Source organism: Rheinheimera sp., from assembly GCF_036568245.1.
GTDB lineage: Bacteria > Pseudomonadota > Gammaproteobacteria > Enterobacterales > Alteromonadaceae > Alishewanella.
The window spans coordinates 1-22,676 of sequence record NZ_DATCSY010000038.1 but is presented as its reverse complement, the minus strand read 5'-3'; the positions used below and the strand labels follow the sequence as shown (position 1 = coordinate 22,676).

General features: G+C 51.2%; 21 protein-coding genes. 12 read left to right on the top strand and 9 right to left on the bottom strand.

The genetic code is table 11. The features are described 5' to 3' along the window. On the top strand, window positions 1-415 hold a 415-nt coding region (locus VIN66_RS01755; RefSeq protein WP_331922392.1), incomplete at its 5' end, for a DUF819 family protein. 82 nt (window positions 416-497) lie between these two features. Here VIN66_RS01755 and ssb read toward each other — a convergent pair. The 3 genes from ssb to VIN66_RS01740 form a co-directional block, all read right to left on the bottom strand. Continuing rightward, window positions 498-1,112 carry a single-stranded DNA-binding protein gene (gene ssb, locus VIN66_RS01750; RefSeq protein ID WP_331922391.1) on the bottom strand — a complete coding sequence of 205 codons (615 nt, stop codon included), beginning with the start codon at window positions 1,110-1,112 and terminating at the stop codon, window positions 498-500. Window positions 1,113-1,133: 21 nt separating this feature from the next. After that, window positions 1,134-2,516 (bottom strand): MFS transporter, encoded by a 1,383-nt coding sequence (locus VIN66_RS01745; protein WP_331922390.1) that lies wholly within the window; start codon window positions 2,514-2,516, stop codon window positions 1,134-1,136. A 70-nt stretch (window positions 2,517-2,586) separates the two neighbouring features. Beyond that, window positions 2,587-3,813, bottom strand: coding sequence for an MFS transporter (locus tag VIN66_RS01740; protein WP_331922389.1), 1,227 nt, complete (start codon window positions 3,811-3,813; stop codon window positions 2,587-2,589). 165 nt (window positions 3,814-3,978) lie between these two features. On the opposite strand from VIN66_RS01740, the gene VIN66_RS01735 reads away from it, so the two are divergent. After that, window positions 3,979-6,312, top strand: a complete 2,334-nt coding sequence (locus VIN66_RS01735) for a glycoside hydrolase family 65 protein (protein WP_331922388.1) — start codon at window positions 3,979-3,981, stop codon at window positions 6,310-6,312. After that, entirely contained in the window at window positions 6,309-6,956 is a 648-nt protein-coding gene (gene pgmB / locus VIN66_RS01730) for a beta-phosphoglucomutase (RefSeq protein WP_331922387.1), read from the top strand. The genes VIN66_RS01735 and pgmB overlap by 4 nt, the downstream gene beginning before the upstream one ends. A gap of 145 nt (window positions 6,957-7,101) precedes the next feature. Here pgmB and VIN66_RS01725 read toward each other — a convergent pair whose 3' ends face one another. Continuing rightward, complete coding sequence (locus tag VIN66_RS01725) at window positions 7,102-8,109, bottom strand: LacI family DNA-binding transcriptional regulator (protein ID WP_331922386.1); 1,008 nt, start codon at window positions 8,107-8,109, stop codon at window positions 7,102-7,104. Between the two features lie 296 nt (window positions 8,110-8,405). Here VIN66_RS01725 and VIN66_RS01720 point away from each other — a divergent pair, with 296 nt between their 5' ends. The 4 genes from VIN66_RS01720 (at window position 8,406) to VIN66_RS01705 (ending at window position 14,342) form a co-directional block, all read left to right on the top strand. Further along, on the top strand, window positions 8,406-10,673 hold the full coding sequence (locus VIN66_RS01720) for a TonB-dependent receptor (protein WP_331922385.1): 2,268 nt from the start codon (window positions 8,406-8,408) through the stop codon (window positions 10,671-10,673). 171 nt (window positions 10,674-10,844) lie between these two features. Next, complete coding sequence (gene uvrA / locus VIN66_RS01715) at window positions 10,845-13,667, top strand: excinuclease ABC subunit UvrA (RefSeq protein WP_331922384.1); 2,823 nt, start codon at window positions 10,845-10,847, stop codon at window positions 13,665-13,667. A gap of 64 nt (window positions 13,668-13,731) precedes the next feature. Next, complete coding sequence (locus tag VIN66_RS01710; RefSeq protein ID WP_331922383.1) at window positions 13,732-14,055, top strand: type II toxin-antitoxin system RelE/ParE family toxin; 324 nt, start codon at window positions 13,732-13,734, stop codon at window positions 14,053-14,055. After that, window positions 14,052-14,342 (top strand): helix-turn-helix domain-containing protein, encoded by a 291-nt coding sequence (locus VIN66_RS01705; RefSeq protein WP_134053234.1) that lies wholly within the window; start codon window positions 14,052-14,054, stop codon window positions 14,340-14,342. Before VIN66_RS01710 ends, VIN66_RS01705 begins: the two co-directional genes overlap by 4 nt. A gap of 18 nt (window positions 14,343-14,360) precedes the next feature. On the opposite strand, the gene VIN66_RS01700 is transcribed toward VIN66_RS01705, so the two are convergent. From VIN66_RS01700 to VIN66_RS01685, 4 genes are all read right to left on the bottom strand, one after another. After that, window positions 14,361-14,822 carry an isoprenylcysteine carboxylmethyltransferase family protein gene (locus tag VIN66_RS01700; RefSeq protein ID WP_331922382.1) on the bottom strand — a complete coding sequence of 154 codons (462 nt, stop codon included), beginning with the start codon at window positions 14,820-14,822 and terminating at the stop codon, window positions 14,361-14,363. A 105-nt stretch (window positions 14,823-14,927) separates the two neighbouring features. After that, window positions 14,928-15,677, bottom strand: a complete 750-nt coding sequence (locus VIN66_RS01695) for an HNH endonuclease (RefSeq protein WP_331922381.1) — start codon at window positions 15,675-15,677, stop codon at window positions 14,928-14,930. 116 nt (window positions 15,678-15,793) lie between these two features. Further along, window positions 15,794-16,579: a putative porin gene (locus VIN66_RS01690; RefSeq protein ID WP_331922380.1), complete on the bottom strand. Its 786-nt coding sequence runs from the start codon at window positions 16,577-16,579 to the stop codon at window positions 15,794-15,796. A 195-nt stretch (window positions 16,580-16,774) separates the two neighbouring features. Further along, window positions 16,775-17,167 (bottom strand): hypothetical protein, encoded by a 393-nt coding sequence (locus tag VIN66_RS01685; RefSeq protein ID WP_331922379.1) that lies wholly within the window; start codon window positions 17,165-17,167, stop codon window positions 16,775-16,777. A 169-nt stretch (window positions 17,168-17,336) separates the two neighbouring features. Here VIN66_RS01685 and VIN66_RS01680 point away from each other — a divergent pair, with 169 nt between their 5' ends. The 5 genes from VIN66_RS01680 (at window position 17,337) to VIN66_RS01660 (ending at window position 22,236) form a co-directional block, all read left to right on the top strand. Beyond that, window positions 17,337-17,720, top strand: coding sequence for a DUF4920 domain-containing protein (locus tag VIN66_RS01680; RefSeq protein WP_331922378.1), 384 nt, complete (start codon window positions 17,337-17,339; stop codon window positions 17,718-17,720). Between the two features lie 185 nt (window positions 17,721-17,905). Further along, window positions 17,906-20,179, top strand: a complete 2,274-nt coding sequence (locus VIN66_RS01675; protein WP_331922377.1) for a TonB-dependent receptor — start codon at window positions 17,906-17,908, stop codon at window positions 20,177-20,179. Between the two features lie 7 nt (window positions 20,180-20,186). After that, window positions 20,187-20,453 (top strand): hypothetical protein, encoded by a 267-nt coding sequence (locus VIN66_RS01670; protein ID WP_331922376.1) that lies wholly within the window; start codon window positions 20,187-20,189, stop codon window positions 20,451-20,453. Continuing rightward, window positions 20,443-20,706, top strand: a complete 264-nt coding sequence (locus VIN66_RS01665; protein ID WP_331922375.1) for a hypothetical protein — start codon at window positions 20,443-20,445, stop codon at window positions 20,704-20,706. The genes VIN66_RS01670 and VIN66_RS01665 overlap by 11 nt, the downstream gene beginning before the upstream one ends. Continuing rightward, window positions 20,707-22,236: a PepSY-associated TM helix domain-containing protein gene (locus tag VIN66_RS01660; protein WP_331922374.1), complete on the top strand. Its 1,530-nt coding sequence runs from the start codon at window positions 20,707-20,709 to the stop codon at window positions 22,234-22,236. It begins immediately after the preceding gene. A gap of 5 nt (window positions 22,237-22,241) precedes the next feature. Here VIN66_RS01660 and VIN66_RS01655 read toward each other — a convergent pair. Next, on the bottom strand, window positions 22,242-22,676 hold a 435-nt coding region (locus VIN66_RS01655; RefSeq protein WP_331922373.1), incomplete at its 5' end, for a hypothetical protein.

The following is a 22,676-nucleotide window of genomic DNA, read 5'->3' as shown; positions in this document are numbered from 1 at the left end:
CATTACCCTGCTGGCCCTGCTGGTGGCGAATTTTGCTCCGGTACGGCTGAAGCAACAGCTGGCCTTTGATTACAAGCTGGGTACCCTGTTGATGTACATGTTTTTCGCCACTATTGGCCTGGGAGCCAACTTCAGCAGCATGATAGCGGCCGCATTGCCGATGCTGCAGTTTGTGCTGATCCTAGTTATGGTACATCTGGCACTTATTTGCTGGCTTGGCGCTAAACTGAAGTTCACACTGGAAGAAATGATGGTCGCATCCAGTGCCTGTATTCTCGGCCCTGCAGCAGCAGCAGCACTGGCCGCCAGTAAAGGCTGGCGCTATTTAGTCACGCCGGGGGTATTAGTTGGCGTGTTAGGCTATGCCATCGCCAACTTTATCGGCATTACTCTGGCAAGCCTTCTGCAAAGCTGAACTGCCAGAAATAAATAATACGCCAGCCAGATAACAAAAAGCCCCGTGTAAACGGGGCTTTTCTACTCATTCTGAGTTGGTATCAGAACGGAATATCGTCATCAAAGTCGATTGGCGGTTCCATCGGTGCACGTTGCTGTGGCTGTGCCGGCTGTTGATAACCACCTTGCGGCTGGGCCGGACGTTGCTGGTAACCACCGCTTTGTGGCTGAGGTGTAGCTTGCTGATAACCACCTTGTGCCGACGCCTGGTAAGCTTGCTGTGGTGCCGCTTGCTGGTAGCCACCTTGTGGCGCAGCAGGTTTCTGGTAACCACCTTGCTGGCCGCCACCCATACCACCGCCTTGTTGCTGGCCTTCACCACGGCCATCTAACATTTGCAGCTCGTTAGCAATAATTTCCGTGGTGTAACGCTCAACACCGTCTTTATCCTGCCATTTGCGGGTTTTCAGTTTACCTTCAATATAAACTTTGCTGCCTTTACGCAGGTACTCACCGGCAATTTCGGCCAAACGCTGATAAATCACCACGCGGTGCCATTCAGTTTGTTCTTTACGTTCGTTAGTCGCTTTATCTGTCCAGCTTTCTGATGTCGCCACCGTTAAGTTAGCCACAGCACCACCTTGCGGCATATAGCGTACTTCCGGGTCCGTGCCCAGATTACCAATCAGAATGACTTTATTAATGCCACGCGCCATGCGAATTCTCCTAAAAAATTATTAAGCCCCGGCAGCGGCGATCACCGCCTGCGCCTGCGCTGTGTCAAATTGTGCTGAGCTGACTTTCAGATAACAGCGTTGTTCTGCCAGTAGCAATGTCACTTCCTGCACCCCGGCTAACGCCGTTAATTGCGCAGCTAACTGATTAGCCTGATGTTCCGTCTGTACCGATACCGCCAAAGATAAGCGCTGCGCGCGTGGCGGAATAGAAAGGGTGCTGGCCACTGCCAGCCATATTAAACCAATAACCGCCAGTACGGCAAACAGAGCTTGGTAGCCAAAATGTTGCACGACGGCACCACCGGCTGCGCCGCCTAAAAAAGCGCCGAAAAACTGGCTGCTGGAATAAATGCCCATAGCGCTGCCACGCTGCCCGGCCGGCGCTATGCGAGACACCAGCGCCGGCAAACTGGCTTCCAGAAAGTTAAAACCAATAAAAAATAACACTACTGCTAAGGTCAGCGTGATAAAACCCGGCAACAGCAAAACTATCAACATAGCTGTTATCAGCAAGGCTACCGCCAGCAGGAAAAAGGCTTTTTCCTGTGCTTTACGCATGGCAATAATCATCATCGGGATCATCAGCACAAAAGAGCCAAGCAGCACCGGCAGATAAAATTGCCAATGCTTGACCGGCTGCATGCCGTAGTTTTGCAGCAGTGACGGCAGCACAACAAACATTGCCGTCAGCATTAAATGCAGCAGCATGACGCCGATATCCAGCTGCAACAATTGGCGGTGTTTTAGCATCGCACCCAGGCTTTGTGGCAATGCCAGCGTTTCTGCCATCGGCGCTTTACTGACACTTTTCGGCACCACAAAAGCTACCAGTAACATAGCGGCACAGGCCAGCACGGCTGTCGCCCAGAACACACCACTTAATCCGGCCCATTTCGCCAGCAGTGGCCCCAGTACCATCGCTAAGGCAAAGCTTAAACCGATACTGGCACCGATAATCGCCATCACTTTAGGCCGCTGTTCATCGCGGGTAAGATCTGCCGCCAATGCCAGCACGGCACCGGCTATAGCACCTGCACCCTGCAGCACCCGGCCCAAAGTCACCATGTACACCGAGTCAGCCAGTGCCGCTACCACTGACCCCACTGCGAACAACGCCAGGCCACCCAGCATCACTTTGTGCCGGCCTATGCGATCAGATAACCAGCCAAGCGGAATTTGCAGTATTGCCTGAGTCAGGCCATAGGCGCCAATGGCCAGGCCAATCCATAACGGTGAAAAACCGGTGAGCTCGCGGCCATACAACGCAAACACCGGTAGCAGCATAAACAGCCCCAGCATGCGACTGGAGAACACCAGCGCCAGCGCAACCGCAGAGCGTTTTTCTAACGAATTCAAATGATGCATCAGATAAGAATTAACCACTGAAATAAGCGCGCCAGTGTAGCACAGAACACACTGGCTTTAAGCGTATTTCCATCCTATTTAACGGCTATCAGACCGTGACGAGCTTGCTCTGACGATGAAATAAACCAACCAACAATAACAACAAACTGAGTGGTAACAGGCATAAATAAAACGCGGTCTGGCCGTTAAAATTGGCAAAGGTATAACCGGTAACCATTGAGCCGGTGGTGCCGCCAAGCGCGGAAAACACCACAATAAGGCCGGTCATCGCGGCATGCTGCGCCTTGGGCAGTGCGCTTAAGATCACTGAGTTAATCACCGGGTACACCGGCGCCATAAATAACCCGATCAGCGGGAACAGATAGGCAGCCAGCGGCGCGCTGAGCAGGCTGACATCGGCATCAACGTGAATATCGTGCGTCAGCGGCAACGTCAGTATGATCAATAATGCCATTGCCAGCAGGCAGCCATTTAACAGGCTGTACCAGGATATTTTCTTTAGCACTACGCCGGCCAGTATCCTGCCAAGCGCCAGGCTGGCGGCAAAAATGCTGGTCAGCTGTACACTCAACTGATTGGGCAGCGCCAGCACTTCATTGTTAAAGGTCGGCAGCCAGCTACCAATACCCTGTTCAATCAACACATACAAGAACGCCGACAACACGAACACAAACACCAGTGGTTTGTACACCAGCTGCAGCATAGCGATAAAATCCTGCCGCAATGGCTGCACTGCAGGTAGCTCCAGCGTTGGAAATGAGGTACTGCTTAGCAATACCAAATTAGCCGCGCACAGCAAGGCCAGCAGCCAATACACCTGCAGCCAACCACTGGATTGCGGCGCTGCCGGGTCCATAAAAGCAGAAAACAGCCAGTAGCCGGACAACACACCCAGCATAAAGCCGCCTTCGATAAAGTTCAGCAGCGATGCATGTTCGGCCTTGCTGCGGGTCACCACGCCGATACTGGCGTATACCGACACTTTGACCAGCGCAAAACTGGCGCCAACAGTAAAGAACAGCAGCTTGGTAGTCCAGAATGCCGGCACCAGCGGCATCAGCACACAGGCTGCTGTTACCAAAGTCAGAGCCAGCTGCAGCGCCCGCTTGTAACCCAGGCGGGGCAGATAAGCAGCAATCAGAAAGGACACCACAGCAATGGGAATATCTTTAAAACCTTCCAGCACGCTGGCGGCAGATTTACTGATCTGATAAGTGTGGATCACCTGCAATATCACAGTACCAACACTGTTTAGCAAAATAGCAAACACAAAGTAGGTCAGTAGCAGCGACAAGCGGATACGCAAAGTGGCCATAGTCTGGTTCTCATTTTTATGCCGTTTATACAGCTATTGTTGTTTTACCCTGTTGTCAGACTGTTTGCTGACATTTTGCACTATACAACGGTTTTACCGCATATTGCAATCGATTGCAAAAGCTGTATATTAAGCATATTTACTGCAATTTATCAGGTACGCTTTATGTCGTTACATCCTGCCGCTACGGTACGGCCTCTGACCGTCGCTCCCTGGACGCTGACCGACAGCCATTATCAGCCACAACATCTTTTACTGCAGGAAACCCTGCTTAGCCTGGCAAATGGCTATATCGGCAGCCGTGGCACGCTGGAAGAAGGCGCACCAGAGGGCGTCGCCAGCTGTGAAGGTACTTATTTAAACGGTGTCTTCAGCAGCGAGCCAATCCACTATGGTGAGTCAGCTTACGGCTTTGCCCGCAATAACCATAAAATGCTGCAGGTCGCCAATGCTAAAGTGCTGAAGCTGCAGTTGGATGGCGAAACCGTCAGCATTACAGCTGCCAGCTCACAACAGCGTACGCTGGATATGCAACAGGGTGTGCTGCAGCGTGACATGCACTGGAGCAGTAAAAGCGGCAAACAGCTGCGCATAACAAGCCGCCGTTTCGTGTCGCAAGCCAATACGCACCTGATGGCAATTGAACTGACAATTACCGCCCTGAATTTTTCCGGCGATATTACCCTGACCAGTCAGCTGGACGCCGCTTACCCGGGCTTTTATAAAAAAGATGACCCGCGCGTGGGTGAAATGTCAATTGCCGACAGCTTAACGCTGCTAAGCCAGCAGTTTCAGCAGCAACATGGCCTGATGCTGCACCGTGCTAAAGGCGCCGATTTTCTTGTTGCGGCGGCAACAACACACTTGCTGCCCGCCGGTGCTACGTTAATCGGTCAGGATCAGCAACAGGCCAATACACTGACACAGCAATTTAGCTTGTCACTTCAGCAAAACGTTGCCCAAAGTGTGCATAAGCTGGTGATTTACTGCCACAGTGCAGACACTGATGAAAACACTTTAAGCCAGCAGGCGCTGACTTTACTGGATGCAGCAAAGCAGCAGGGCTTTGCCGCTTTATTAACCGCACACCAAAACTGGTGGCAGCAGTTCTGGCAACAGGCCGATGTACAGATCAGCGGAGATATCGCGCTGCAGCAGGCAATTCGTTTTAATCTGTTTAGCCTCGCGCAATCGGCCGGCCGTAACGGCAGCAGCAATATCGGCGCCAAAGGCTTAACCGGGCCGGGATACGATGGCCATTACTTCTGGGACACTGAAATTTACGTGGTGCCGGTAATGAGCCTGACCCGGCCGGACATTGCCCGCCAACTGCTGACACAGCGCTACAGCCAGCTCGATGCCGCCCGCGAGCGGGCACAGCAAATGTCGCACAGTAAGGGAGCGCTGTACCCGTGGCGTACCATTGGCGGTGAAGAATGCTCGGCCTATTTCCCGGCCGGCACCGCGCAGTACCATATTAATGCCGCTATAGCCTACGCGATACGCAGTTACTACCTGGCGACAGACGATTGGGCTTTTATGCAGCAGATGGGCGCCGAAATGCTGATCGAAACGGCTCGTTTATGGCTGCAATTGGGCTTTTTCTCTCAAACCAGCGGTAAGTTTGAGATCCATATGGTGACCGGGCCCGATGAATACTCAGCACTGGTCAATAACAACTTCTACACCAATGCGATGGTACAGTTGCAGCTGCGTTTTACGCTGCAAATTCTGCAGCAGTTGCAACAGGAAAACAGCCCGTTGCTGGCACAGCTTGGCGTAACCACGTCAGAGCTGCAGCAGTGGCAACAGGCCGCAGATAACATGTATCTGCCATTTGACGACAAATTGCAGGTGCACCCGCAGGACGACAGCTTTCTGCAGCGTAAACCCTGGGATTTCGCCAATACCCCGGCCGACAAATACCCGTTGTTGCTGCATTACCACCCACTGGTGATATACCGCCATCAGGTGTTAAAGCAAGCCGATGTGGTATTGGCGTTAATGCTACTCGATGACGCTATCCCCACGGCGCAAAAGCAACGTGATTTGGCTTACTATGAACCGCTGACCACGCATGACTCCAGCTTATCCAGCTGCATTCACAGCATTATGTTTGCCGAAACCGGAGATACCGGCCGTGCACATGAGTTTTTTGGCGACAGTGCGCGGATGGATTTGGATAACCACCACGCCAACACCGAATTTGGTGCGCATATTGCCTGTATGGCTGGTAGCTGGATGTCGTTGGTGATGGGTTTTGCCGGTGTACGCTCGCGGCCGTCAGGTTTGTATTTCAAACCGCAGCTACCGCCACAACTACCCGGCCTGAGCTTCCGCTTATGTTACCGCGGCCGCGTGCTGCAATTCAGCGCCGACAGCCGTCAGGCCAGCTATCAGCTACTCAGTGGCGAGCCTTTAACACTGCACCATGAGGCAGAAGCCATTACGCTTAACCAGGGCGATAGCGTCAGCCGCGTAATAGGAGCATCCATATGAACTGTCAGGCCGTTATTTTTGATTTGGACGGCGTGCTGACCGACACCGCCATTTACCATTTTTACGCCTGGAAGGCCTTAGCCGACGAGTTAGGTATTGCCTTTGACGAGCATGACAACGAACAATTAAAAGGCGTTGACCGTTTAGGCTCACTGCGCTGGATCCTGCAAAAAGGCGGCGTAAGCCTGAGCTGCGACGACGAAAACCGGCTAATGCAGCAAAAGAACGCGCATTATCTTCAGCTGATTGACCATATTACACCGGATAACCTGTTCCCGGGTGTGCAGACGCTGTTTACTGCGCTTAAGCAAAGTGGCATTAAAATCGGCCTGGCCTCAGCCAGCAAGAATGCGGCCTTTGTCGTGCAGCGTTTAGGTATAGCCGCACAGTTTGACTATATTGCCGATGCCAATACCGTCAGCAACAGCAAACCCGACCCCGAGGTGTTTTTACTGGCAGCGAAGGGGCTGGGTGCCGCGCCACCGCATTGTATTGGTGTCGAAGATGCTCAGGCCGGCATCGAGGCCATTAACCGTGCCGGTATGAAAGCTATAGCTATTGGTGATGCCGCAGTATTAAACGGGGCATTAAAGGTTTACCCGGACGTAGCTGCAATTACACTGACAGATTTGCTGAATGTTTAGTGTGCTCCTAAGCAGTGGCGGTTAGCATTGCTGACGGGGCGACACAGAGTGTCTGACTGAGTGCGTCAGCGCGAAGGAGTTGCTGTGGCGAGCCCGACGGCAATGGTAACGCAAGCCACGGCAAAGTTTAGTCAAACCCGCCGCCTCATTGTTTTCGCAAACTGGATTGCCGTTCAATTAACTTTACCGGCAATAACTGCGATGCCGCTTTGCCGCCATTGATCCGCTGCAGCAGCTGCGATACCAGCAACTTGCCGCCGGCATGGGTATCCTGTTTTACCGTGCTCAGCGACGGTGTGCAGTACGCCGACATCGCAATATCGTCAAAGCCGGCAATCGCTACCTGCTGCGGCACCTTAACGCCATGCTCCAGTAAGGCTTTCATCGCTCCCATTGCAATAGCGTCACTGGCGGCAAAAATGCCATCGAGATTGTTAAGCTCTTTAAACAGCGCCTGCTGTGTCTGCAAATAACCGTCCTGAGCGGTAAAATCGGTATTCAGTTGCAGTGCAGGCTCGGGTTTAATACCGGCCGCTGTAAGCGCATCCTGATAGCCTAAATAACGCATTTCAATTTCGCTGTGGCGCACATCGCCCAGAAAAGCAATGCGCTTACAACCCTGCGTCACCAGATGCGCAACGGCCAGCTGCGCGCCCTGTCGGTTATCGCTGCCAATAACCGGGAAAGGTTCGGCACCGGTTGCAGCACCCCATACCACAAAAGGCACACCTGCGGCACTTAATTGCTCGACCCGCTCATCATGCTCGCCCTGACCAATCACAATCAGGCCATCAGCGCGTTTAGAATCAAAATAGTAACTGCGCCAGTCTTTGTCGGTGGTTTTACTGGTGCTGAGCAGCATGTCATAGCCCTGATGCGTCAGCTCATCAGCAATCACGCCAAGGATATCGAGTAAAAACGGGTCAGTTATTGCCTGCTGGGTTTTAGCATCAAACAAAATAATAACGGCGATGGTATAGCTTTTTTGCGTACGTAAGCTGCGGGCCGTGGCATTAACTTTGAACTGATGCTCAGCCGCTATCTGCTGCACTTTTTGCCGGGTCTGGGCATTGATCACCGGGTTGTCACGCAGCGCGCGCGATGCTGTCGATTCAGATACGCCAGCCAGACGGGCGATATCAGATAATGTCATAGTTTTTGCTGGTGTAATGGCCACAATACCTGCTTTTTTAACGCTGATTCATTGTCGGCCCTTAATAATGCCCGAACAGACTGCGCCCGGCAACGTTAAGCGGCGCTTTAACTTTTCAACAGGACAAACTTACTTTGCAATCGTATGCAAAAACATCAATCACACTATTGCAATCGATTGCAATATCACCTATGTTTAGTTTCGCACGGTATCAGGCACACCAGACAGAGCATTAAAATGCCCGGCAAATAACAACAGACCGTGCCATCATCGACAGGATAGCAGGAGAAGAATAAATGAACGCACGACTCAATAAGATCAGTGCCGCGCTGGCATTGCTTTGTAGCATGCCGCTTATTGCCCAGACCAGTACCGAACAAGCCAGCGACACCCAACCGCAGGGTGATATTGAACAGATCGTTGTTACCGGTAAAGCCAGCGGTATGTCTGGCTTTAAGGTAGATACCAGTTACGCCATTACCAATGTGTCGGCCGAAAACATCGGCCGGCTGGCACCGAAAAGCACTGCTGAGCTATTTACTGTAGTGCCTGGCGTCTGGGCTGAAAGCTCGGGCGGTATTGCCGGTGCGAACGTCTTTGTCCGTGGTTTTCCCAGTACCGGTGATGCACCGTTCTTAACCATACAATTAAACGGCGCCCCTATATTTCCGCCGCCAACCTTATCGTTTTTAGAAAACTCATCTATTTTCCGGCTGGATGAAACCGTGCATTTTATGGAAGCCCTGCGCGGCGGCTCTACGCCGGTGTTGTCCAATGGTCAGCCCGGCCTAACCACCAACTTCCTGTTAAAAGAAGGCAGTGAAGTAACCGAAGGCCTGGTGAAGTTCTCCACCTCCAGCTACGGCCTGCGCCGGGTAGACGGTGTGGTCAGCGGTGAAATTGCCGACCGGCTGTATGTGATGGCAGGCGGCTATATCAGCCGTTCTGAAGGGCCACGCGAAACCGGCTTTAACTCTGAAAAAGGCCACCAGTTTACCGTTAATGTCACCAAAGAGCTGGATAACGGCAGTATTAATGTGTATACCCGCCAAACCGACGACCACGGCGTTTGGCATTTACCGGTTGCACTGAACGTGGCCGGCGTTGATAACAGCTATAGTCAGATTGGCCCGAATAACCGCCTCGGCCAGATAGCCTATGGCCCGGATGACGAGCAACAAAGCTATGACTTTGGTGACGGCCGCGGCTGGAAAGGCGGCATTACCGGCGGCACTGTCGATTTAGACTTAACCGACAGCTGGCGCTTACTGTACCGCTTCAGCCATATCGACGGCGAAGCCAATACGCTAGGGCTGGTGCCGGAAGGCGGCGCCACCACACTGGCTAACGTGGCAGGTATTAATGGCCCGGTAACCGGTGTCACCACCGGCACAGTGTACGATGACGATACAGTGGTACAACAAATTGGCCGCTGGGTGGTACTAAAAGATATCGATGCCTTTACCAATGATCTGTCAGTCAGCAAAACCACTGACAACGCCGTCTTTACACTCGGTTATTACGCCACCAATTTCTCGGTGCAGGACTGGTGGTCTATCGGTAACCAATCCTGGTTTGTTGTAGAAAAAGGCGGCGAAGCGCTAAGCGGCATCGACTGTAACGACAGCCTGGAAAGCTGCAGCTGGAACTATGATATCGATGCCACCGGCGACGGCGATACCAGTGCCGTATATGCCGCGGTAGAGTATCAGCTGAACGAGCAATGGCGGGTCGACGTTGGCGCCCGGCGCGAAAACCACAAAATAACCTATGTGGTAGACGAAGGCTTAACCGGCGATATCAGCAAAGCTGTTGACTACGATGAAAGCAAAACCGCCTGGACTGCCGGTGTAAACTGGATGTGGCAGCGTAACATGGGCGTATTCGCGCGCGTTAACAAAGGCAATAAAATGCCGTTTTTTGACGATTTTCGAGACAATTTCGGTGCTTTTGAAAGCGGTGACAAGTTAATTAAAGAAGTCACCCAGTATGAGTTCGGCTACAAATGGGCCGAGCAAAACTACAGCATGTACCTGACCGCGTTTTACAACGAAGTCGACGGCGAGCTGTTTGTCACCCGCCCGGGTGCGCCGGCAGAAGTGTTAACCACCGAAGCTATGGGTATCGAGTTTGATGCCAACTACCGTGCCGATAACGGCTTTGCGGTAAACCTGAACGCTACCGTGCAGGATACTGAAATCACCAACCACCCGGATCCGTTGGTGGTGGGTAATCAGGCCATACGCCAGCCGGACTGGATGCTACGGGTAACACCAAGCTACGGTTTTGATGTCGGCGATATGTTTGCCACGCTATACGGCACGGTATCAGCAGTAGGCAACCGCTATGGTGACAACGCCAACAGCGTCACGCTGGATGGTTACAGCAAAATTGATCTGGGCGTACAGCTGGATATTACCGAGCAGTTAAAAGCGCAGTTATCTGTGGCTAACCTGACCGATAAAGATGGCATTACCGAAGGCGATCCGCGCAGTGCCGGCAGCCCGAACGGCCGTTACATTATGCCGCGTAGTATCGAGTTCAGTATCAGTTATACCTTTTAAACCTTACTCCCTCTCTTCACCCATATTGCCTCCGACCCGTTCGGAGGCTTTTTTCGCTAATAATAAATGTTAGCCGCCAATCAGAACCCCTTACCGGTGGTTTTTTATTAGCCTTATGTAGTGTATATTTGTACAGCCTCAAAGCCTTCGTTGTCATAACCGGAAATCACAATGGATAAAATCGATATTCGCGGTGCCCGCACCCACAACCTGAAGAACATTTCGCTGACGATACCGCGCGATAAGTTAATTGTGATCACCGGTTTATCCGGCTCGGGTAAATCGTCGCTGGCATTTGATACGTTGTACGCCGAAGGCCAGCGTCGCTACGTGGAATCCTTATCGGCCTACGCCCGGCAGTTTTTAAGCCTGATGGAAAAGCCCGATGTCGATCATATTGAAGGCTTATCGCCGGCAATTTCAATCGAGCAAAAATCTACCTCACATAACCCGCGCTCAACCGTCGGTACCATTACCGAAATTTACGATTACCTGCGTTTGCTGTTTGCCCGCGTCGGCGAGCCACGCTGCCCAACGCACGATTTACCGCTGGCGGCGCAAACAATCAGTGAAATGGTTGATAAGGTTACCGCCTTCCCCGAAGGCACCAAACTGATGGTGCTGGCACCGGTGGTGCAGGAGCGCAAAGGTGAGCACGTTAAAACCCTGGAAACGCTGGCGGCACAGGGTTATATCCGCGCCCGTATTGACGGCGAAGTGTGTGACTTATCTGACCCGCCAAAACTGGATTTACATAAAAAACACACCATTGAAGTGGTGATCGACCGCATTAAAGTACGCGACGATATTAAAACCCGCCTCGCTGAATCGTTTGAAACGGCACTGGGTTTATCCGGCGGTGTGGCGCGGGTGGCACTGATGGACGAGCCAAACGCTGAAGAGCTGGTATTCTCAGCCAATTTCGCCTGCCCCAGCTGCGGCTATTCGATGGTCGAGCTGGAACCGCGGCTGTTCTCCTTTAACAACCCGGCCGGCGCCTGCCCCAGCTGTGACGGTTTAGGCGTAAAACAATATTTTGACCCGAATAAAGTCATTGTCAGCGACGAGCTGAGCCTGGCCGGCGGTGCCATTCGCGGTTGGGATAAGCGCAATTTCTATTATTTTCAGATGTTAAAATCGTTAGCTGATCACTACGGTTTTGCCCTGGATGTGCCCTTTAACAGCCTGAGCAAAAAGCAGCAGGACGCCATTTTGCGCGGCAGCGGCAATACGGTAATTGACTTCAAGTACTTAAACGACCGTGGCGACATCGTGCAGCGCAGCCACCCGTTTGAAGGTATTTTGCCGAATATGGAGCGGCGCTACCGTGAAACCGAATCGAATGCGGTACGCGAAGAGCTGAGCAAATATCTGGCGCATCAGGCCTGCCCAAGCTGCCACGGCACGCGCTTACGCGAAGAAGCGCGCCATGTGTTTATCGGCAAAACGAACCTGCCGGAAGTGGTCGAGCTGTCTATTGGCGATTGTATGGCATTTTTCCAACGGCTTTCGCTGACTGGCCAAAAAGCGCAAATCGCCGAGAAGGTATTAAAAGAAATTCAGGACCGTTTAAGCTTTCTGGTTAACGTTGGCCTGAACTACCTGAATCTGTCGCGCAGTGCTGAAACCCTGTCCGGCGGCGAAGCGCAGCGCATCCGCCTCGCCAGCCAGATTGGCGCAGGCCTGGTAGGCGTAATGTATGTGCTGGATGAGCCCTCTATCGGCCTGCACCAGCGTGATAACGATCGTTTACTTGGCACCTTAACCCACCTGCGCGATCTGGGTAACACCGTGATCGTGGTCGAACACGATGAAGACGCGGTACGCCTTGCTGATCATATTATCGACATTGGCCCGGGCGCCGGTGTGCATGGCGGTAATGTGGTGGCACAGGGCACGCTGCAGCAGGTGATGGCCGAACCGGAATCGCTGACCGGCCAGTACTTATCTGGCACGCGTAAAATTGAGGTACCGCAAAAGCGGCATAAACCCGGCAAAAAATGGCTGGAAGTATTAGGCGCCAGCGGTAATAACTTAAAAGATGTCGATATCGCCATACCGTTTGGCCTGATGACCTGTATTACCGGTGTATCCGGCTCGGGTAAATCCACGCTGATTAACGACACCCTGTTTCGGGTAGCACACCGGGTACTGAATAAAGGCGAGGGTGACGACCCGGCACCGCACCGTGAAATTAAAGGCCTGGATCATTTCGATAAAGTGATCGACATCGACCAGAGCCCGATTGGCCGTACACCGCGTTCGAACGCCGCCACCTACACCGGCATTTTTACTGCTGTGCGCGAGCTGTTTGCCGGTACGCAGGAGGCCCGCTCCCGCGGGTATCAGGTCGGCCGTTTTAGCTTTAACGTTAAAGGCGGGCGCTGCGAAGCCTGTCAGGGCGATGGTGTAATTAAGGTAGAAATGCACTTTTTACCCGATGTGTATGTACCGTGCGATGTGTGTAAAGGCAAACGCTACAACCGCGAAACGCTGGAGATAAAGTACAAAGGTAAAAACATTCACGAAGTGCTGGATATGACGGTAGAAGATGCGCTCGACTTCTTCGAAGCCATACCCGCCATTAAGCGTAAGGTACAAACGCTGATGGACGTCGGCCTGACCTACATTAAGCTCGGCCAGTCGGCTACCACGCTTTCCGGCGGTGAAGCACAACGGGTGAAACTGGCGCGTGAGTTAAGTAAACGCGATACCGGTAAAACGCTGTACATACTGGATGAGCCTACTACCGGCCTGCATTTTTACGATATTCAGCAACTGCTGAACGTACTGCACCGCCTGCGTGACCACGGCAATACCATAGTGGTGATTGAGCATAACCTGGATGTGATTAAAACCGGCGACTGGATTATCGACTTAGGCCCGGAAGGCGGCAGCGGCGGCGGGGAAATTCTGATCGCCGGCACACCAGAGCAGGTAGCAGATTGTGAAAAATCGCATACCGGCAAATACTTAAAGCCGTTGCTAAGTTAACAGAACAATTATTCGACAGCCCGAAGCTGGAGAGTTATCATATAAATCAACTCAAGAGTCATCTATGAACTGGAAAATCGACTTTTACAAAGGCGTAGATGAACAGATCCTGGCCATGCCACCAAAGATTCAGGCGAGAATGCTGAAATTGCTTGAGTTAATGGAAAAACATGGTGCGAACTTAGGGCCGCCACATACCGAGTCTATGGGTAGCGGCCTGTTCGAAATAAGGGCTAAAGCAGCAGAAGGTATCGGCCGGGGGTTGTTTTGTTATTTAAAGGGCAGGCATATATTTGTGTTACATGCCTTTATTAAAAAGTCGCAGAAAACGCCAAAAGCGGATCTGGAATTAGCCAGACAGCGGCAACAAGAGGTACAGCAGTTATGAGCCTGCAAAAATTTAAGCAACGCGCTTTAGCTAATGCGGAAGTAAAGGCTGAGTACGATTTACTTGAAAATGAATTTGCCTTCATTGACCAACTACTGTCGATGCGAACTCAGGCAGGACTGACTCAGGCGCAAGTCGCTGAAAAAATGCAAACGCAGAAAAGCAATATAAGCCGTTTGGAGCGGGGAAACGCAAATCCCAGCTGGTCTACCTTACTCAAATACGCTCATGCCTGTGGCTTCGAGTTAACCATTAAACCAGTAAAAGCACAGAGCCATAATCACTAGTTATAGGCTGCAGAGTTTTTATAACCAACGCCGCACTCTTTCGCAGTAAGCCTGATAGTCAGCACCAAACTTTTGCAGTAAAAAGCGCTCTTCCGGCACTATCTGAAACCGGTTCATATACAGCACAAACAGCGGCAGCAGTGCCATAGCAGCCACATTCATCAAATAACAAGTCAACGCCAACAACAGCAATAAGAACCCTAAATACATAGGGTTGCGGCTATAACGGTAAATACCACGAATCACCAGGCTGGAGCTTTGCTGCGGCACGCGTGGGTCTACCGTGGTATTGGCGCGGCGAAACGCCAGTACACCGGACAGCGCAATAACGATACCGGTAACAGTAAAGATACCAGCCAATATCTGCCGCCATAACAGTGGTACTGCCAAAGACGGCGTTAGCTGTGCCAGCAGCCACATAGCCAGCGCAAATAACACTGCCAGAGCCACTGGTGGAATTTTAAGTTCTAAGGCGTGCATTACTGTTATCCATTGATTTTTATAGTCGCATCATAATGCTTAGAGCTGAAATTTTTTGTGATTGCGCTTTTAGGTGCATATCAAAGAGTCGAGCAGCTGTCCGGATTACTGAAAAATATGCTCACGGTGAAACGCAAGGAACTGTGCTGCTGGATAAAATTTTTCAGGCAATGTTATAGGTTTGCCATGAAAGCTGGCGATTGCAGCAGTATAAAACTGATCGCTTTTATCGGTATTTTGGCTGGACACGACTACTCGATAGTCTTCATCAACAGTAATCAAACCCAAATCAAAAGCCTTATCATGCAAAGCCGATAAGGCTAAGCCATTATGTGGATTTAACCTATTTTGTTCATCTGTCTTCCACGGCACTATATGGCTGGCCACCAGTAGTTTTGGATTAGCCAAGCCACTGATACAACAGCGCTGGTTGTAGGCACTTAGTACAGCACTGCGAAAAAACTGCTGACCAATTCGTACTTTCACTGCTGCCAATTTAGATGTCTCTGCATTACTCGCTGTATTCACACAATCAGTAAAATTATCTGCACCTAACTCTTGTTCAGCTTGCGCCATAGCGACAGAAAAAGCTGCCCAGTCTTGCTGCATTTCTTGCCACATGGCTTTATCGGCACTAGAAGCCCCAGTTAGACCAGAGCGGCCACTTTGAGTGATAGCAGGGTCAAGACTTGCGATATTAGACAGTTTCATCGCAACCGCTGACGGAGTCCGACCAATCAAATTAGCATATTGAATAACGTCAGGATTGCGGGAATGAAACCGACCAAAAGGTAAACGGAAATAAAGACTAAACACGACTAAGCTTTGTTGTCTCGTCCAGCGTACTGTTGCCATATTATATTTACATATCTCAGCCTTCCTATATAACCAACATAATGTCATTGAAATTACAAATAAAAAAGGGGCAACAATTGTTGCCCCAAAACGCTAGTGTAACTACCCAGTTAAACTTAGAACTGGCCGGTAACGCTTAAGCTGTATACCTTGGCATCAGACGTATCGGTGTTGCTGCCAAAGCCGGCTTCAAGTGCCCAATTCTGGTTAAAGAAGTGCTTGGCATTCAGGCTGTAGTTATCATTTTTGTCGTAAGAGACGCCAACTGACGTCATTTTACTGAAGTAATAGTCCGCCGTCGTACCCCATAATGAGTTGCCATTCAGTTCATCCAGGCTCACACCCAAGGTGATATAACGATCATCATTTAAGCTGGCGAAATATTTACTGCTGATACCGTAGTAATCAAATTCGTCATCAGTGTAAGCGCTAAAACCAACATAGTCATTTCCCTGCAGCTGATGGTTGTAACTGGCAGAGAAACGATAATCTGTGCTGCCTTCTTCAGGCTTTGCGGCTTGCGCCCGTACAATAAAATTATCGGAAACCAGATAACCTAAGCCCACTGATGTGGTATGAAAATCAGCATTTTCGGTGAAGCGGGCTGAAACAACCAGATTGTTTTCAGCAAAATATTCGCCACCAACCGTCCAGAAATTTTCGCCATCATACCGGCTGAACCCTGCACTTACGTTGGTCACTTTATTGATATATTCAAACTGGTCTAACGGGCCTAAGGTTTGTTTTTTATCGAAGAAGTAAGTGCCATTTACAGACCATAGATTATCGCTGCTGTAGTCGATATGGCTGGCGCGAAGTTCAGTAAACAACTGATACTCTTCAGCAGTAACAGCGGCAGAGCCTGCCAGCGCAATCGCAGGTAATAAGTACTTGAACATCATTGTTAAATTTCCCTAAGTTAGTAATAGCGGCGCGCATAGTACAGACGACAGAAACAAATGTAAAACAAAAGATAATTAATTTATCAATAAAAATACCTTTGGTTTACTTTTTGAACAATGTAACGGAAGTGTAGAACGCAGGCAAAGAACAACAGCATCATTTGATGCTGTTGTCAGGCGTGGAATTAATACGTGTTATTTTTGTGCTGAGGCATTAAACAGCTGTTCGCAGTTATCACAGGCGAAGTAATGATAGTCACCGCCGCATTGAATATAACCTGTGGCGCCGGCGCGGACCTGCCAGTTGCAACTTTGTTGCTGATACGTCAGCGTGCCTTCAATGGCACAGGGGGCATAGTTGTAATGATCATGCAGCGTTTTATGTTCAACCTCGGCTGCCTGCTGAAAAAACTGCTTTACCTGAATATTGCTTAAATCGACATCGGTCGGTTTACACTGTTGCGGCGCGTCTGAAACAAAATCGGCGATATAAACATTGTTGATGTCGGCCGCTTTAAATAGCTGCGGCTGACTGCCGCATGCCTGCAACGTTATACAGATACCGGAAAAAACTATACTGCGCCGCATTTAACGCCCAAAAACCGTTAGTTTGTTATTTTTCACAGCAGACATTGCACTCTCGAAACCTGTTAAGCTAAATACCGTGTCAGGTATAGCGTAAAACACTTAGAAGGTAAACTTTATGTTTATTTTTTGTATATTAAAGATACAAATGGCTGCTTACAGGAGAAATGCTATGTTGAAAACCTTTTATGCTTTGCTGGCAACCAGCCTGTTGCTATCAGCACAAGCGGCGACGTTGTTTGGTGAAACGGTAGACAAAACAGTTGTGATACCGGTCAGCCAGCTGCTGCAGCCCGCTAACTATCTCGATAAAGAAGTAACCATCAGCGGTACTGTTGATTCAGTTTGCAGCAAACAAGGCTGCTGGATGAGGTTCAGCACTGAGGATGCGTCGCTGCCGTTTCGGATAAAAGTACGCGATGGCGATATGGTATTTCCACTCAGCGCAAAAGGTAAAACTGCTTATGCCACGGGCACGGTAAGGTTATGGCCACAGGGAGAAGAAGAGCCGGACGCTTACCAGCTGTACCCCACTGCAGTAGAAATTGCTGAATAAAATTGTGACCGGATAACAGCAGCTGCATAGCTGCTGTTTTACTTCCCCCAAAGAAACACAATAGTTAATAAAGAGTGTGAAGCAGTATTTTTCCAACAAAAGCCGTTCTTTTGTCACATCATTATTGAGATCCATTATCATTCGCATTATTGTTTGCGTAGTTAAAATGAATACACGGAGCTGTAATGTTGTTCGCATCCCGTTTCAGGCTGTCTGCCGTCACCATTGCTATAAGTTGTTTACCCGTATTTGCGCAAACTGCTGCCGATATCAGCGCAGAGCGGCAGATTGAAACTATTACCGTCAGGGGTGAGAAAACTGACCGCTCGATACAGGACACCACCAGCAGTGTGGCGGTAACCACAGCACTTAAAATTGAGCAGGAAAACCTGCAAAGCCTGGACGACATTTTAAACCGCACCGCCAATGTGTCGGCCATGTATGGTAGCCGTGGCTTTACTATCCGCGGTATTGCCGATGAAGCCGGCGCGTCTAACCCGCTGGCGACCATTTATTTAGACGGCGCCGCGCTGCCAAGCCAGATTGCCGATGCCGGCCCGACTGACTTATGGGACATTGCCCAGGTAGAGGTAATGCGTGGGCCACAGTCGACCATTCAGGGTGAAAACGCGCTGGCTGGTGCCATTGTGATGCGCTCAGCCGACCCGACAATGGATTGGGCAGCTAAAGCCAGAGTGCAGTTTTCCGACCCATCTGATCGCCGCATTGCCTTTGCCGGTGGCGGGCCGCTAATTGAAGATGAACTGGCATTTCGTGTCGCGCTGGAAAAACGCGATTTTGACGGTTACGTATACAACATTACCCGTAACGAGCCCGAAGATGAAGTAGATGCGCTGTCGGCACGGATCAAACTGCTGTGGACACCCAAAGCACTGCCAGGTTTTAGCGCCAGGCTAACCCACCTGCGTGACGATTCTGAAGGGCCTTATATGTATGTATACAGCGCCATTGATCAGGATGATTACTACAACAACCGCATTAACCGCTCAGATGCTGAGAGTAAAACCGATATTGTTACTGATGTCACCACGCTGGAGCTAAACTACCAGTTAAATGATCTGTGGTCTGTTTCGGCGACTACCGCCAAAACGCGCTCTGATGCATTTCGTAGCTACGATAATGACCAGACCGAGCAAAACCTGGCCTATGGCCTGACCGACGGTGTTTTCGATACCCTGTCGCAGGAGTTGCGGCTGCACTACAGCGGCGACAACTTACGGGCGCTGGCGGGCCTTTACTGGTCACGCCGCGAAATGGACAGCATGACATCTACCCTGACTAACGTTGTCACGCCTTTATCCACTATTGCCGCTGTGCTGCAGGGCAGTGGGCTGGATGCCACCACAGCGCAGCAACTGGCAGCGCTGTACGGACAGGCGCTGCCTGTTATCCCGGTCGACTACAACAATGTCAGCCCAACGCAATCAGAAAACCTGGCAGCATTTTTTGACCTGGAATATCAGCTGTCAGCACAGTGGACTTTACTGGCAGGCGCCCGTTTTGATACCGAGCAATACGATTACCAGTCAGAAACCACCGCAGAATTTGCTGGCACGTTGCCAGACCCGGCCAATTTTGGCGCACCCGGCTCGGCACTGAACGCCGCCTTTACCGGTATCAATAACGCCGTACTGGGCATGGTTAACGATGCAGCCAGTAGCGTACCGGCCAGCAGCCGCGATTTTAATGCCTTTTTACCCAAACTGGGTGTGCGCTGGCAGTACAGCACAGAGCAATCGCTGGCGTTTACCGTACAGCGCGGCTATCGCTCGGGTGGCAGTTCGTACAATATTGCCCGCGGTGAAGTGTTTGGCTATGAGCCAGAATTTACCACCAACTACGAGCTGGCATGGCGCAGTAACTGGCCGGATCAAAACCTGACCGTTAACAGCAACCTGTACTACATCGACTGGACCGACAAACAGGTTATCGCCAATTTTGGTATCAACAGCTTTGACTCGCATACCGTTAACGCCGGTAAATCGCATTTGTATGGCGCCGAGTTTGAGTTGCGCCAGCGTATCAATAATCAGCTCGACTGGTACGGCTCTTATGCCTATTCCAAAACCCAGTATGACGAATTTGACGCTATTGCCGGCGCCATGATCAGCAACTTTTCCGGCCAACCATTTGCTTATGCGCCACGCCATACTGCTGCACTGGGTGCAAACTGGTATCTGGCCGACAACTGGGCGCTGAACCTTAACAGTAACTTCAGAAGTAAAGTCAGTACCGGCCCGCGTGACAGCACACTGTGGTTATCGTCCCGGGCGCTGTTTAATGCCCGGCTAAGTTACGACAGCACTAACTGGTCAGCGTATCTGTTCGTCAACAACCTGTTCGATAAAGGCTATACGCAGTATCACTGGGCCGGTGAACAGGTGGCTATTTTCGGGGCACCACGTGTCGTTGGCGCTGGTTTACAGTGGCAATGGTAACCGGCTTATGATGCTATTTCTGGCCGCTATCAGCCTGGTTGTCTGCGCGCTTGCGGTGTACTTGTTGGCGCCGCAGCAACAGCTGCTGCAAAAGAAACTGCCTGGGCCAGCGCTGCTGATTGTCGCGATAACCACATTGCTGATAGCGCTATGGTTACTGGCACCGGGCTACGGGTTCTGGCCCGCATTTTACCTCGCGCTGACATTACTGATGCTGTACTGGGTATTGCTGCCGTTTCTGATCCGGCGTAAAGGAGTGCGACATGGCCGCTAAACACTGGGCTGCCGTGCTATTTGGTCTGCCACTTACCATAGCGTTGATTGGCATACTGGCACTGTTGTTTCCGGGTGAAGCACAGCGCTCTGTGCTGCCGTGGCTGTTGTTCACCTTTCCATTATGGGTACTAATAATGGCATTGATGTACTTAAGTCGCAGTAACAAAAAACTATGGCTGCTACTGACAATGCTGGCGGTACTTAGCTACAGCCTGTTGTGGCTGCTCAAAACTTACGTCGTGGCGGCATAAATGAAAGTCAGTACCCAGAAAAGTTTCCGTAACCTGCATACCTGGACCGGCTTACTGACCGGCTTGCTATTGTTTATTGCTTTCTACGCCGGCGCTATTTCGGTGTTTGTACATGAGTTGCAGCAATGGCACGGCGCCGTGCAACAACGTAGCGCACCGCCATCGCTGGCCCAGGCCCAGCCGCTGATCGATCAGGTATTGCAACAGCATCCACAGGCAGCGCACGGCTTTAACCTGCTGCTACCCGGCGCGCACGGCCCTGATCTGGCTGTACTGTGGTACGACGCAGAAAGTGGCAAGCAGTATAAATTTATCGCCGATGCTCAGCCTGAAGCCACACCACAGCTCGCCCGGCAGGATTTTATCAGCCTGATTTATGATCTGCACTTTACTGCCGGCCTGCCACGCCAGGCCGGCCTGTATCTGTTTGGTATGGCCTGTATTTTATATGGTCTGGCGCTGCTAAGCGGTATCGTGATTTATGCGCCGGTGTTTCTTAAAGACTTATTTGCCTTCCGGTCTGATCAGGGTACCAAACGGAAATGGCTGGATATGCACAATGTCATCGGCGTATTGTCACTGCCGTTTCACGTTATTTTCGCCTGGAGCGGCGCCGTGCTCACCATTGGTTTTTTAATGTTAGCGCCATTTCAGTTTCTGGTGTTTGACGGCAAACTATTGGATATTTTAGAGCCGGATTTTGACATTGTCGCTCACGTTGAACCATCAGGCGTGCAGGCAAAAATGTTACCCCCAGATCAATTATTGGCGCTTGCCGCTGAACATATGCCTGCCATGCAGCCAGAAATGCTGTATTACCATGACGCAGACGATACCAACGGCACAGTAACTATTTATGGCCACCTGCCATCGGCTACCCTAACGCAAAATGCCGCCGTGGTGCTAAACAGCGCCAGTGGTGAGCTGGCCGGTATGCTAAGCCCGGACCAGTTCCGGCCGGGTACCACTTTCCTGCGTGGTTTACAAAACCTGCACTACGGCGACTTTGCCGGTTATGCGTCAAAATGGCTGTACTTTGTACTGGGTCTGGCGGGTGCGCTGCTATTTTACAGCGGTAACCTGCTGTGGCTGGAAGTACGGCGGCGCAACAACGGCACACAACCAGCCAAAATACGCCTAATGGCGTCACTTACACTGGGTGTGTGTCTGGGCTCTGTCGCGGGCGTTTCTGCACTCTTTATTGCCGGCTCACTACTGGCTGAAGCCTGGCACAGCACAGTGTATTACAGCGTGTTCTTTGCCGCTTTAGTCTGGGCCTTTATCCGCCAGCCAGCCAAAGCCGGGGCAGAACTGCTGTATATTTGCGCGCTACTGACAATGTTGATACCGATTGCGGCCTGGTATAGCAGCGGTGCGTTTTTTCTAACCCCGCTGCTGCAAGGCGCTCTGCTGCGGCCTGCGGTGGAAGGCACGGCGGTGTTGCTGGCGGTTTTATTCTGCTTACTGGCCCGTGCCAGCCAGCGCCGGGCCAGCCGGCAGGACAACAGTATCTGGGCAAAAACAGTCTGACGCAGTTAGCTGTTATTCAGGCTTTGTAGTGTTAACTCCAGCAGGTAACGCTTTAACTGCGCTACCCGCTGTGGCCGGTTAAACAACTGATACAGCTGTAGCCAGTCGGCCGGCGGCATCCAGCAGATCTGGTTTTGCCAATGGCATTGCCTGGGTTTAAATGTCCAGTGCACAAGCTCATCGTGCTGTTTCACCGCAATACCGGCCATCAGTTCAATATCCGGCCAGTCTGCCCGGCTGAAACGACAAAAATGTGCCGACATATACTGCGGGTGAGGCGCTGTATTTTGTGCGGTAAAGCCATCCGCCTTAAGTGCATCGCAGATAGCAGGAAAATCTGCCTCAGTACAGACCATATCGATATCATTGGGTGAAACTTCCAGCCCCAGTTGCCACAGCAGACAACTGCCACCAATGCCAAACTGAAACCTTTGCAGCGT